Annotated in this window: 12 protein-coding genes and 2 tRNA genes; all 14 read left to right on the top strand. The window is 41.3% G+C overall.

The annotated features are described in order from the left end of the window. Nucleotides 1-90 precede the first annotated feature (90 nt). The 14 genes from A5882_RS00170 to A5882_RS00105 all read left to right on the top strand — a co-directional run bounded on the left by A5882_RS00170 (nucleotide 91) and on the right by A5882_RS00105 (nucleotide 13465). On the top strand, nucleotides 91-324 hold the full coding sequence (locus A5882_RS00170; RefSeq protein WP_005228752.1) for a DUF2969 domain-containing protein: 234 nt from the start codon (nucleotides 91-93) through the stop codon (nucleotides 322-324). An 85-nt stretch (nucleotides 325-409) separates the two neighbouring features. Further along, nucleotides 410-493 (top strand) — tRNA-Tyr (locus A5882_RS00165). A gap of 4 nt (nucleotides 494-497) precedes the next feature. After that, nucleotides 498-569: transfer RNA gene (locus A5882_RS00160), tRNA-Gln, on the top strand. 103 nt (nucleotides 570-672) lie between these two features. Beyond that, nucleotides 673-855 carry a hypothetical protein gene (locus tag A5882_RS00155; RefSeq protein ID WP_086297747.1) on the top strand — a complete coding sequence of 61 codons (183 nt, stop codon included), beginning with the start codon at nucleotides 673-675 and terminating at the stop codon, nucleotides 853-855. A gap of 110 nt (nucleotides 856-965) precedes the next feature. Next, on the top strand, nucleotides 966-1673 hold the full coding sequence (locus A5882_RS00150; protein ID WP_005234399.1) for an EAL domain-containing protein: 708 nt from the start codon (nucleotides 966-968) through the stop codon (nucleotides 1671-1673). A 4-nt stretch (nucleotides 1674-1677) separates the two neighbouring features. Then, the gene (locus tag A5882_RS00145; protein ID WP_086372289.1) at nucleotides 1678-2787 is read left to right on the top strand and encodes a GGDEF domain-containing protein; all 1110 of its coding nucleotides are present in this window, start codon (nucleotides 1678-1680) and stop codon (nucleotides 2785-2787) included. A gap of 332 nt (nucleotides 2788-3119) precedes the next feature. Then, a complete protein-coding gene (locus tag A5882_RS00140) occupies nucleotides 3120-4172 on the top strand; it encodes a GGDEF domain-containing protein (protein WP_086297738.1) in 1053 nt (350 codons plus the stop codon). 60 nt (nucleotides 4173-4232) lie between these two features. Beyond that, a complete protein-coding gene (locus A5882_RS00135; RefSeq protein ID WP_086372288.1) occupies nucleotides 4233-5273 on the top strand; it encodes a bifunctional glycosyltransferase family 2/GtrA family protein in 1041 nt (346 codons plus the stop codon). Next, nucleotides 5270-7534, top strand: coding sequence for a glycosyltransferase (locus A5882_RS00130; RefSeq protein WP_086372287.1), 2265 nt, complete (start codon nucleotides 5270-5272; stop codon nucleotides 7532-7534). Before A5882_RS00135 ends, A5882_RS00130 begins: the two co-directional genes overlap by 4 nt. Continuing rightward, nucleotides 7509-9338 carry a lantibiotic ABC transporter permease gene (locus tag A5882_RS00125; RefSeq protein ID WP_086372286.1) on the top strand — a complete coding sequence of 610 codons (1830 nt, stop codon included), beginning with the start codon at nucleotides 7509-7511 and terminating at the stop codon, nucleotides 9336-9338. Before A5882_RS00130 ends, A5882_RS00125 begins: the two co-directional genes overlap by 26 nt. A 304-nt stretch (nucleotides 9339-9642) precedes the next feature. Then, a complete protein-coding gene (locus tag A5882_RS00120; RefSeq protein WP_086372285.1) occupies nucleotides 9643-11547 on the top strand; it encodes a BglG family transcription antiterminator in 1905 nt (634 codons plus the stop codon). A gap of 1 nt (nucleotide 11548) precedes the next feature. Further along, nucleotides 11549-11998, top strand: coding sequence for a PTS sugar transporter subunit IIA (locus A5882_RS00115; protein ID WP_005234407.1), 450 nt, complete (start codon nucleotides 11549-11551; stop codon nucleotides 11996-11998). A 23-nt stretch (nucleotides 11999-12021) separates the two neighbouring features. Then, the gene (locus A5882_RS00110) at nucleotides 12022-12339 is read left to right on the top strand and encodes a PTS fructose transporter subunit IIB (RefSeq protein ID WP_005234408.1); all 318 of its coding nucleotides are present in this window, start codon (nucleotides 12022-12024) and stop codon (nucleotides 12337-12339) included. Then, a complete protein-coding gene (locus tag A5882_RS00105) occupies nucleotides 12329-13465 on the top strand; it encodes a PTS fructose transporter subunit IIC (RefSeq protein ID WP_086316458.1) in 1137 nt (378 codons plus the stop codon). Before A5882_RS00110 ends, A5882_RS00105 begins: the two co-directional genes overlap by 11 nt. Nucleotides 13466-13467: the final 2 nt, after the last annotated feature.

Genomic DNA, 13467 nt, shown 5'->3' with positions numbered 1-13467 from the left:
CTACTTTTTTTACTTCTAGAAGAGATTTTCTTTTTCTTTTGCTGCTTTTCTGTTAAAATAGGAAGGTGCTGTAAAGAAAGAGGTGCAACCATGTCTAAGAAAAATAAAGATATCGAAGTACGTATTGAAGAAACAACAAAAGCCATTCATGGCAAAGACTATACCGTCAATGAATTATTCATCGGAAAAAAACGCATTGGTGAGATTTTAACAACTGGACCAAAAGAATTTCAAAGCTTTTTAGGGGATGAAGATCTAGGTTCGAGCAGAAGCTTAGAAGCTGCCATCGAGATGATTATTCGTCAATGGAATTTACATGAATAATTTCTAGAAAAATTTACTTTTTGCTCTTGCAATTTGTTATCTTTTTCGGTATTATAACTATTGTCAGGTTTGAGAAAAACCTTTTGGAGGAGTAGCGAAGTGGCTAAACGCGACGGACTGTAAATCCGTTCCTTAGGGTTCAGTGGTTCGAATCCACTCTCCTCCACCATTATTGGGGTATAGCCAAGCGGTAAGGCAACGGACTTTGACTCCGTCATGCGTTGGTTCGAATCCAGCTACCCCAGTCAAAGAGATACGTAGAAAAAAACAGCAAGCACTCTTGCTGTTTTTTTGTTATTTAAAAAGAATCGTGTTTTTTATAAGTACTTAAAGAAACAGGAGACTGATATGGAAGAAGCCACTTTCAACAAGCTAGTTTCTACGAAATTGAAAAAAGCAATGGTTGCTTTGGGGCATTTCTATGAAACAGGCATGGAGTGGAACGGAAAATCACAGTCGATTCTTTCACAGAAATTTCTTTCAGAGAATTTAAAATATTTGGGCATTTTTGGTTCTGTTTGGTATACTTAGGCAAATCAGTTCCTTTGAGAGAACCATTTTATAGCATGAGAAACGAGCGATGACAGGAATATTACCGATTTTCGGAAGTGATAACTTTACTAGATGGGGGCTTAACGAAGATGGGAAATGAAACGACTTGGGAGAACACAGACCGCCTTTATCTGTTGTGTCAACCAATCATGCAGGTAAAATCGCTAAGTCAGCAAGAGGTGAATGGCTATGAAGTCTTGCTACGTAGCGAGAAGAACAACCGATTTCCACAGCAAGAATTCAGCACAATGATTCAAACTGAAAGTGGCAATCAGCAATTGATGAGATGGTATGCCAAGGAATTGCGGCGTTTATGCAAAAAAAAGCCGGAAACCCGCTTTAGTGTCAATATACATCCACAACAGCTGCTGTGGCAGTCTACGTGGTCCTTTTTTGAAACGATGGCTGTTTATAAGGCGCAGTTGCAGATTGAATTGACGGAACACCCCGTACGCATACAGCAAGAGTCATTTGATTTGTCTGTAGCCATTGCAAAAATTAAAGCTTATGGTTATGTGATTGCGGTCGATGATATCGGTTGCGGACAAAATACCCTCTCGTTGGTCTTTGCCAATCTTGCCAGCGTTGATTGTTTGAAATTTTCGTTGTTACCGTTTATTCAGCTTGATGAGGAGATTGGCTTCAGCTTTTTGGCTTGTTGGTTGAAGGTTGCCCAAAAATATCAGCTTGAGCTGATCGTTGAAGGGATCGAGAACCGCGAAAAAATGGTCCAGTTGCTTGAGATGGGGGTGCATTTGCAACAAGGATATTTATGGTCTAAAGGAGAGCGATTGTGATGGAATGTTAGAACGAGGCGTGCTTTTGGCGTTTGGTTTGCCGCTGATGATTGCCAGTTTACTGGTGACCGCAGATGTTTTTGTACGAAGTGTGCAAAAAATATCGGTTTCTCGTCCATTTAAGTATTTTATTATTGGTATTCTGACGTTTACGCATTTGTATTTTATTCTTTCTTTTTCAATGAATTCAGTTGGGTTTATCTGTTATCAATACACAACTGCTTTTATTGCGAGTCATTTTTTCTATGGTGATCGTGGCAAGATCTTGATTTTGATAACGCCGTGTATGGTCGTCTTTTATTTGTGGTTTGTCGGTTTTTCTGATGTGGGTAAAGCTTTTTATCTTCCATTATTCGGAGTGGGGATCTTTGTCCTTGATTTTCTTTTATCAAAAGTCAAGCTGATCCGTCCGCAACAGCAATTTTATATGATGTATTTTTTGACCTGCCTGCTCTCACCGCGTTTTTCGATGCTAGTCCATCATACGACGACCTATGACTGGGGAGCGATGTTGGCAGTATTTGTTGGTTCTTTCGTGCTGCTAGGAAGTTTTATGTGGTTGCATCGATTGATTGAGGGGCAAGAATACCAAGTACTGGCAGAGTTGGCGAATAGTAAGATCGATGCGTTGACCGGCTGCTTCAACTATGGGACCTATAACCACGATCTGCTTCAAGCCGTTTCACAGAAAAAGACTGTGACGATCGCCATGATTGATCTCGATCACTTCAAAAAGGTCAACGACCGTTATGGTCATATCGCCGGAAATGAGTTGTTGAGAACCTTTGCCTCACGGACGACTACTTTTTTAGAGGCGCATTTTGCCGAGACCTATTCCTTTTATCGTTATGGCGGCGAAGAGTTCTGTCTCGTGATCGAAGGGGATGTCAAAGAACGGACCGTAGCTGCAATGACGACACTGTGTCAAACCATTTCCAGCAGTATGTTTCCTGTGGCTAATTTTGAAAAAGGGACGATGTCTTTGTCTTGCGGCGTTGAAGCGAGCACCGTTTGTCATGGGGATATCTTGGCAGCCGTCGAAAGAGCCGATCAAGCACTCTATCTCGCAAAACAAAGTGGCCGAAATCGGGTGTGCACCTTGCCTGAGACGTAAAAAAATAATGGAAAAATAATTTACACAAATTCACAAAGAATTAAATTTTTATGCACAAAAAGTTAGTAATAATAAAGAAATAATGTTATTTATTTACAAAATATACATTTTGATTATTTTATTTATCTTGAGAATCTTCGCATATCAACAAAAAGATTGAAACTATGTATAATTTCTGGTAAATTATTCTAAATCAAGAGTGATAAAAACTGTCAATAATAAATAGTGATCCTTACTTGATGCTTTGTCCGCTTTTCCAATGAAATGTCTCTGGAATTGTCCCGTCGAATCAGCAAGTAAGGGTTCTTTTTTTTAGAAAGGAAGCACAGGAAATGGCAAATACGCTGGTTGTCAATACACTCGCAAATTTAGGCGCAATTATCATCAATATTTATTTGTTATTCAAAATCAGTGATGGCTTCGTAGGTCAAGGGACATTCAAAGCGAAACAGATCGCAGCGGCGATTGCTTGTGAAACCGTGGTGGGGATGCTGATGATGAATTTCTCTTATGTCGTATACGAAACGCGATTTGACCTGCGCTTCTTGCTTTACGCTTTTTCCATGAAGTATCTGGGATGGAAGGTGACCGTACCGACGATGGTCAATCTAGCGTTAGGGCGTTTCTTGTTTGAAGTATCAAAATCGTCTTGGTTGAACTTATACCTTACGTGTTTTTTGATAGTGACACTGACATTTCTGCATGCCTGGGCCAAACGGCGATTTACTGACAAACAAGAGTTGTTCCTATCAATTACCTACTTGATCGCTATCTCCTTTCTTTTTGGTTTTTATTTGACAGGCGATATTCAAAAAACGACCCTAATTTATATAGTTTATGGCATTCTCGCCTATACGTTGGCGTTTTTCCTTTACTCGATAGTCAATGATATGCAGCGCATTTTGGCATTGGTCAAAATCGATGATCTTACGCAGTTGAACAACTTTCGTAAATTTCAAGATGACCGTCAACGCCTAGATACGACCGAGGTGGACTTATCGATCGCTTTGATCGATATCGATCATTTCAAAAATTACAATGACCGTTACGGACACCGTGCCGGGGATGTGATTTTGCAAGAAATCGCTCGTATTTTTTCGACCTACTGTACGGCGAGCAATCCGGTCTATCGCATCGGTGGGGAAGAGTTTGCGATCTTGATCCAAGGAGACGCACAGGCTGCTGCTTATCTCCTTGAAAAAATTCAAAAGCGCATCCGTTACCAAGAAATCATCTTGGATGCCGGTGATTCGGTCAGCATCACGTTGTCGATTGGGATCGCACAACGGCAAAGGGGTGAGTTGCTACAGCAAACGCAAGAACGTGCCGATCAAGCATTGTATCGAGCCAAGCGCAGCGGTCGCGACCAACTCTGTCTTTACTGATGGGGTTGGCTTCTTTTCTTTTTTTATTTTCAAAAATACTACCTTAAATGAGGGGCGCATATGGAAAATAGTTTAATCATGATTCCTTCGCTAGAACCGGACCACAAACTGCTGGCTCTGGTGGAGAAAATTCGTTTGCATAACCAGCACCTGCCGATTTTGGTCGTGGATGATGGCAGTGGGGCAGCTTATCAGCCCGTCTTTTCGGCATTGGAACAGAAGTTTGGTTGTCAGGTTTTGACCCATCCAAAGAATCAGGGAAAAGGCGCAGCCATCAAAACCGCTCTCATTGAAGTGCTGACAAACAAGCCAGCTGTTGAATTTATGGTGACCATTGATTCGGACGGGCAACATGAGTATACCGATATGATGGCTTGCTTAGCAAAGGCCCAAGCCCATCCGGACAGTATTATTTTAGGGACCCGATCCTTTGGCAAAGAAGTGCCTTTGCGGAGTAAGTTCGGCAACATTTTGACCCGAAATATCCTACGTTTAGCGACTGGTCTTGCCATCGAGGATTCGCAGACGGGCTTAAGGGTTTTCCCTCGGAAATTCATGACAGATTTGTTGGCGATCTCAGGTGAGCGCTTTGAATATGAAACGCGGATGCTGATCGAAGCCCAGAAACGGGGGTGGCCGATTCTCTCGCAACCGATCGCCACCATCTATATTGAAGAAAATGCCTCTTCCCATTTTCGGGTCTTGGCAGATTCCGTCGCTATCTATAGCGTCTTTTTGAAGTATTTGTTTTCATCTGTGGTCTCCTTTTTTGTCGATGTGATCGCTTATGCGTTATTGATCCATTTCTTGTCTGTCATCAATCTGTCCTCCATCGTGATCGCTTCGTTGGGTGCCCGATTGATTTCGGCGATCGTCAATTACTACATCAATCGCGAGCTTGTTTTTGGTCAACGGACAAAGAACAGTATGCTGCAGTATTTTTTATTGGTGATCGTACAGATTTTGCTGTCCTCTTTTCTCGTCTACCTGATTTATTTGATCCTACCGATCGGAGATTCTGTGTTGTTAAAAATAGGCGTCGATTGCCTGCTCTTTTTCTTTAGTTACCATGTGCAAAAAAATGTCATCTTTAAGGAGTGATTGAGGTGGAACAAAAACGTTTGCCTTGGGCGAAAAAAGTCGTTTACTTTCTGGCGTTTGTCTTTTCGCTGATCTATTTATCATGGCGGGGGCTGTATACATTGCCATGGCACGAGTCTTGGTTTGCCTTGCTGTTTGGTTTGCTGCTTTGGGGCAGTGAGATCGTATCGAACTTTACGGGCTTGCTGTTGATTTGGAACAAAAACAAAGCAAAGCCCTTTGAAAAACCGGTCGTGCCAGAAGCCGACTATCCGGCGATCGATGTGTTGATTGCTACTCATAATGAAGAAGTGCCGCTTTTATTAAAAACGGTCAATGCGGCAGTTCATATGAAATACCCCGATCCCAAAAAAGTTCACATCTATTTGTCAGATGACACCAACCGTCCAGAGGTCAAAGCACTGGCAGATAAATTTGGCATCGGCTATATCGGATTGATCGGCAATCAGCATGCCAAGTCAGGCAATCTCAATCATGCATTATCAAAAACAAATTCGCCGCTAGTGGCGACCTTTGATGCAGATATGATTCCTTACTCAGATTTTTTGCTGGAAACAGTGCCATATTTTGTGGCAAATCAGCAGGAACGCCGCAATGACCAGACCATCAAACCGTTGGGCTTTGTTCAAACACCGCAAAGTTTTTACAATGCGGATCTTTTTCAGTACAATCTTTTTTCAGAAGCGGCGATCCCTAACGAGCAGGACTTCTTTTCCAGAGAAGTCAATGTTTTGAACAACGCCCATGATACCGCTATTTATACAGGTTCCAATACGGTGATTGCACGAGAAGCGATCGAAGCCGCTGGCGGATTTCCAACGGACACGATCACGGAAGATTTTGAATTAGGCGCCTTGATCAATTGCCAAGGTTATCGCAGTTTATCAACACTGCAGCCAATGGCCAGCGGTCTGTCTCCAATTGATATCCCAAGTGCCTTAAAGCAGCGGATTCGCTGGGGAAGAGGAGTGGTCCAAAGTGTCCACAATCTCCATCTTTTTAAGAATAAGACGTTGTCTTTGGCGCAAAAAATGGTTTTCTTAAACAGCTATTTGTATTGGTGGTCGTTTCTACGACGGCTACTATTTATTTTCGCGCCGATTTTGTACACCGTCTTTAATGTAAGGGTCGTAGAGACAAACTTTTGGGTCTTGCTGCTGTTTTGGCTGCCAAGCTATACGTTCTTGCATTTGGCGATGCAGGATTTGAGCAGTGATATTCGAACGCAGCGTTGGGGCGAGATCCAGGAAACGATTTTTGCACCTTACCTAGTGATTCCTGTCTTTTTGCAAGCCATTGGCATCAAAGAGACCCGCTTCAAGGTGACTAATAAAGCAGCAACTCAGTCTAAAAAAGACTTGTTGTTTGTGGTGCCGCATTTGTTGCTGTTGATTTTGACGATTATCGGCTTAGTGAAGTTTAATTACGGCAAATTCGGCTCAGAGATTTTCTACGGCAGTGTGTTGACCTTTTGGCTGCTGACCCATTTCTTTAACTTAACCTTTGCGGTCTTATTTTATCTCGGTCGCCCGATTTATCGAACGACGGAACGGTTCAGAGCCCATTATCCTGTTGAAGTTTCCGACCAAGACGCCAGCTATTCTTTGATGACAGAAAATATCTCAGAAAATGGCTTGTCCTTCGTTTCTGACGTTCCTCTTTATTTTCCGCCAGATGCGCCGCTGACTTTTAAAATCACCCGTAATGGCTACCAAGCAGAGATGACTGGAAATATTGTCCGCGTCTTTTCTGGAAAAGATCGCTGGGTCTATGGCGTTGCTTTAAACCAGTTGACAGAAAAAGATTACTTAGCCTATCTGCAGATCATTTATGATGGCTTCAATCAAAGCCTGCCGGTTCTGCGGGATCCGTGGATGACCTTCTTTGACAGTCTTTTTGAAAATCTCGGTAAGCATCTGCTGCAAGCCAAACAAAAGCCATTGCCGCCTCAACGAGTGCCCATACTGACCATTGATCAAAAATGGCACTTTGATGAAGGAACCTATGCGGTCACAACATTTGGTTTTGATCAGTTCACGTTGGCAAAAACAGAAGAGGTCGAGATGCCGGTCCATCTAAACTTACCGATCAGTAATCTTGTGCTTCACGCTGAAAAAACGACGCTTCAGCCAAAAGAAAATCAAGTGATATATCAAGTAAGCAATCTTTCAGAGCTGCGTTCCACAGTAGCCCTCCAAGAATGGGTAGACAGCTTGCTGAGAAAGGAGGCAGACGATGATCGAGATCCTGCTGCGATTTAGTCTATTTGGTTTATCATTAGCTGGCTATGCCTATCTTTTTGTACGAGTTTGTCATTTTACCAAATACATTAGCTGGATCGCTGCCTGCTGTTTGCCGATCCTCGTTCTTTCCTTTGTCGCATATGGTCCCAAAGGATGGTTGATCTGGGGGGCCTGGTTTTTATTTGGTCTTGGCTTACTATTATGCGTTTGGCGTTTTTGGCAGGAGCGCCATCAGGTGCGCTGGGGTTTACAAGAGCCCATCATGTTGTGGTTTTATGGCTATTTTACTTTGTTCGTTTTAACATTGCTTCACAGTCATTTGACCCACTATGACAACTTCTCTCATTGGGCGACGATCGTTAAATTCCTTTATACGCAGGGACAATTGCCAACGGCAACCGATGCCATCATCAGTTTTACTTCCTATCCTTTAGGCAGCTCACTGTTTGTTACTTATACAGCAATCATCGTTGGTTATCATGAGAATGTCTTGCTGATTGGTCAATTGATTTTGATTTTCTGTAGTCTGTATAGTTTTTTTGCGATTATTCGTGATCCGAAAAGAAAGCTGGCTTTTGTCTTGGTCTTCACCAGCATGGCCGTATTCAATTATTTTAATATTGCGATTCGAATGAATAATTTGCTGGTAGACTTCATTCTTCCCGTTTTAACTTTGGCAGGCATCTCCGGGTTATTTTCTTTAAAAGGCAAAGTGCTGCCTCCAATCAGCTACTTTCTTTTGATTGGCGCCTCTCTTGATTTGGTCAAAAATAGTGCCGTCTTTTTTCTGCTGATTTTAGGTGGCTATTTACTAGTCTGCTTATGGCAGGCATCAATTCGTTGGCGGCAACGGCTAGGCTTGATGATTGTAGGATTAGCTGCCATTGGGCTATCTGTCCTGCCGGCGATTCTTTGGAACCTGCATGTCAAAGCGAATTTTCCTAAATCGAAGCATGAAGTCAGCGTGACCGCTTATAAACAGATTTTTGGCGAAAAGGATTCACAGATACTACAACAGATTACGGATGTTTTTGTCAAAACTATTACGGATATTGCGACGGTTTCCACGCAGGGGATTCTTTTGATCGAAGTCATCCTGTTGGGCAGTTGGCTATTTGTCCGATTTATTATAAAAAAACGCAATCCATTTCTAAAAGAACTGCTGTTGATCGATGGTATTATTGGTCTCTATTACTTGGGTATTTACGCCATGTTCTTGTTCTCGATGCCCACTGATGAAGCACTGTCTTTGGCAGGGTTCGATCGCTATGCTTCGAGTATTGTGATCTTGGCATTAGGTTTGATGACCTTTTTCATGGTCCGGGGCATTGATCATTTGTATCATGAACAAGCGATCGATCGGCGAAACTACCGTAGTTTTGCCAGCTTGACCACAAAAAAAATCTATCAATACAGTACCTTGATTCTGTTATTTTTTGCGACATTGCTGATCCTTTCAGAAAATAATGGCATGCGTTATACCAATCGTGAATATGCTGCTTCGATTCCAGCACAAGTTTCAGCCGTTACTGGCGATCGCTTTGACCTAAACCAGAAAAAATACTTGGTGGTCAGTACCAATAAAGAAGCAGTAGACAGCTACTTAGTTGGCTATGTCGGCAAATATTACTTGTTTTCACCTAATGTCGATGGTCGAGAGAATTTCCTCTTATCAGATGCAGATTTTCGCACGCTATTAAAGCAATACGATGAAGTCGTCGTCTTAGAAGAGCACTATACCTTTAATGCCATGACGAAGAAGCTAACAGGCAAAACCTTTGCCCCTGGTGTTTATTCGGTGGCGGAGGTGTTGGGGCAATAAATGAAGGAATTTCTCAAGCGCGTCTCCTTATTAGAGAATCAATAGTAAAAATACCAATGAAACAGACGTATCGTTTGTTCATTGGTATTTTTTTTCTGTTCCCACTGAGTAATATCCTCTATACTATGAAAATACCAAAGGATATGTAAATAATCTGTATTAAACGAAAGGGTACACATGAATAAAAAAAACGGCGCAATATTTTCAGTGCCTATGATTTACTGTAATCAATGCAGTAAAAGTAAGTGTTTTCATTTTTTTGAGAAACAGCTACCATTAGAAATGTAGACGAGGTGAAAGTTTCATGATCAGTGAACGGGAAAAAGCAATTATTCGATATCTCTTAGAGAATGGACCAACAACGGTTGCTAAAATTGGGTTGCATATGTCGCTTTCGCAAAAGACAGTTTCGCAATCGCTAAAGAGAATTGATGAATTTTTGCAGGAAACAGCAATAAGGCTTGTTCGCAAACCTAGAGTAGGTGTATTTCTTGATGGCGATTCAGCTGAAATTCTAAAGTATCTTGATGGGAACGAGGAATCAAACTTACCGACGAGCAAAAAAGATCGTATTCAGTTTCTTTGCTTTGAAATACTGAAACAAAAAACGTATTTTACGCGTCAACAACTGCAAGATGCACTTTACATCAGTAAATCAACTTTAGAAAATGACATGGGGCAGGTAAGCGAGATCTTTCGTCATTTTAACGTTACGATTGAAGTTTTACCGGGGAAGGGTTCCTTTTTGAATTTGTCAGAACAAGAAAAACGTCGTTTAGCATTTGATTTGATCTACTATTTCTGGGGTGGAAATTGGAAAATAACACAAGAGCAGCAACGCTATTTGCATTCGATTCAAGGAATTCCTCAGTTTGTTAATGATTTTATTGACCTGACAAAAATTTCTTTAGTTGATACGCTCTTACAAGAGTATTTGAAAAAAGAACAAATTACGCTTAATGATGCTGCCTATCACTCACTATTGCTTCATCTAATCATCATGATTGATCGGGTCAAAGAGAAGAATTATCTGACTTTCGAAGAAAGAAGCCATCCTTTGATGGAGAATAGAGCTTTTTATCGATTTATCGCATCAATAGAAGAAACGTTTTCTCTGTCGTTGCCAGTTTCGGAAGTTCATTATATTTCGCTTCATATCTATGGGGATTCGTTGATGAAGAAGAATGACTCCGATGATTTTCTTGATGAAACGATACGAAAATTGATTCATGAGACGATCTCCCTACGCAATGAAAGTCTTTTGTTAGGATTGGTATCACATATCAAAGAAGCTATTTATCGCATTCAAAAAGGATTAGTCATTCATAACCCGTTTCTAAATGATGTGAAGAAGAATTTCCCTTTGTCTTTTGAGGAAGCGCTTCGATTAGCTCATGCCTTAAATTGGCAGTTTTCGATTTCGATCCCCGAAGATGAGGTTGCTTTTCTGGCCGTACACATCCAAGTGATGAAAGAACAGCGAGAAGAAAAACAACCGCAGAAAGTGAGTGTCTTATTAGTTTGTAGCAGTGGGAAAGGCACTTCACAACTATTAGCTGCTCGCATTCGGAGAAATTATGAGCAAATCGATATTTCCAGAATTCTTTCTATTCAAGAGTTGATTCAGACCAATATTTATGAGGACTTGATTTTATCGACAGTGGATTTAAAAATCGATTCGATTCCAACAATCAATGTTTCACCTGTACTGAATAAAGATGAGCAGCGAAAAATAGAAACCTTTTTAAAAAATGTCGAAGAAAAGCAAAATGGTTCTTTCAGTCAGTTTGCGAAACTGATTCACGAGGACTTGATTTTTTTAGATCATCATTTTGAAAATTATCAAGAGGTGATTACATTTATTGGAGAGCAGTTGGTTACTCGTGGGTATGTGATCGAGGAAATGATTGATTCTTCCCTAAAAAGGGAACAGCTTTCCTTTACTTCTTTTGGACGATTCGCAACGCCTCATGGGACGCCAGAATACGTGAAAAAATCAGCGATTGTATTTTTACGTCTTAATAATGAGATCCACTGGGGAGAAACAAAGGTGAAATATGTCTTTTTCATCTGTATCAAGGATGAAACTGTACAAGACCTTGAGGAAATCTATGACACGATGCTTAATGTGATGGAATCAGATGAACGAACCTTCCTCCTTAAAGGGACGAAAGATGAATTAAAAAAGTATTTACAAGGGGGAACATAAAATGAATATAGAAACACTACTACCTTTTGAACATATTGTTCTTGGTCTAGAGGCAACCACTAAAGAAGAAGTGGTCCGTCAATTAGCAAAAATATTAGTAATTGAAGGAATCGTTCAATCCGAAAATGAGTATGTTCAATCAGTCATGGAAAGAGAAGATCACTCGACCACAGGAATAGGCAATAATATAGCTATCCCTCATGGAAAAAGTCGTGCAGTTTCTGAACCCGCAATCGTTTTTGCTCGGTTAAAGGCACCATTAGAATGGCAATCTTTAGATGATGAACCGGTAACGGTTGTGATTATGCTTGCTATTCCTGAAGAACATCAAGGAGACACCCATTTACGGATTTTATCAGAAATTGCCATGAAATTGATGGATGAAGACATCACAGAAGCGCTGAAAAGCGAAACAGATAAAGAGATTATCGCGAAATTATTAAGCGAATAAAATGGAGAAAAGGGGAAAGACGAATGAAGAGAAAAATTATTGCAGTAACGGCGTGTGCCACAGGAGTTGCTCATACCTTTATGGCGGCACAGGCGCTAAAAAAAGCAGCAGCAAAACGTGGCGATTTAATCAAGGTTGAGACACAAGGAGCAACAGGTATCGAAAATGAATTGAACGAGCGGGATTGTCAAATTGGGGAAGTCGTGATTTTTGCCGTTGATACGAAAGTGAGAAATGAGGAGCGTTTCAATGGCAAAATGATTCTCAAAGTCCCGGTAGCAGCCCCTATAAAAAACGCAGAAAAAGTAATTGAAGATGCATTAAAGCTGATTGATCAATAAAGAGGAGGAAAATCAGATGAAAAAGTTGGCAAGTGAAATGAAAAATCATGTTTTAACAGGAATATCTTATATGATTCCTCTAGTGATTGCCGGAGCAGTTATCATGGCGATTTCTCGAGTAGGTGGATCAATATTTGGGATTGTTGATATTTGGGACGCCTCTCATGGAGAAAGTGCGAATACGATTATCCGATTACTCCATAGTTTAGATGGATTCGGTGGCATTGCGTTAGGACTGATGTTTCCCGTAATATCGGCATTTATTGCTTATTCGATTTCCGATAAGCTAGGGATTGCCCCTGGTCTTGTTGGAGGTATGTTAGTAAAAGACATTAACGCAGGCTTCTTAGGCGCAATTGTTTCAGGGTTGATCGCTGGGTACATCTGCTTGTGGATCAAAAACCATATCAAACTGCCAAAATCGATGGCATCGGTAGTTCCAGTGTTCTTAGTTCCTGTTTTAGGTACTTTAGTCACTGTCCTACTTGTGAACTATGTGATCGGTACACCATTTGCAGCTATCAATGTGGGCTTAGAGTCATGGTTGAACGGATTGAGTGGCGGAAATGCGGTCGTGATGGCGGCAGTTGTAGGGGCAATGGTTGGATTTGATCTTGGAGGGCCAGTAAATAAGGCAGCTGTGACAACCGCGATGGCTTTATTGACAAGTAACGTTTATGCACCAAACACTGCAGCACAAGTGGCGATTATCATTCCGCCAATTGGTTTAGGATTAGCGACTGTTTTTGCAAAGAATAAATACAATAACGAACTAAAAGAAGCAGGAAAATCGTCGATCATTATGGGACTAGTAGGTATTTCAGAAGGAGCGATCCCATTTGCGGTGGAAAATCCACTAAAAGTGATCCCAGTGAATATGATTGGTTCAGCGATTGGTTCTGCAATGGCTGTAGGTCTAGGAGCTGTCAATACAGCGCCAATCTCTGGTTTTTATGGTTGGTTCACCGTAGAAAAATGGCCACTGTATGTTTTATCGATTGCTACTGGCTCATTATTCATTGCGATTTGTACAAGCTTGCTACGTTCAAAAGATGCGGGGAAAGAAACAGATGCCACGATGGAAGAGTTTGACGAAGCGGCTTGGGAAGAGCAGTGGGAAGCATAGCT

The organism is Enterococcus sp. 4E1_DIV0656 (assembly GCF_002140695.1).
Lineage (GTDB): Bacteria > Bacillota > Bacilli > Lactobacillales > Enterococcaceae > Enterococcus_D > Enterococcus_D entomosocium.
Note: the sequence above shows the minus strand (reverse complement) of the source record. Positions and strands in the feature narration are given on the sequence as shown.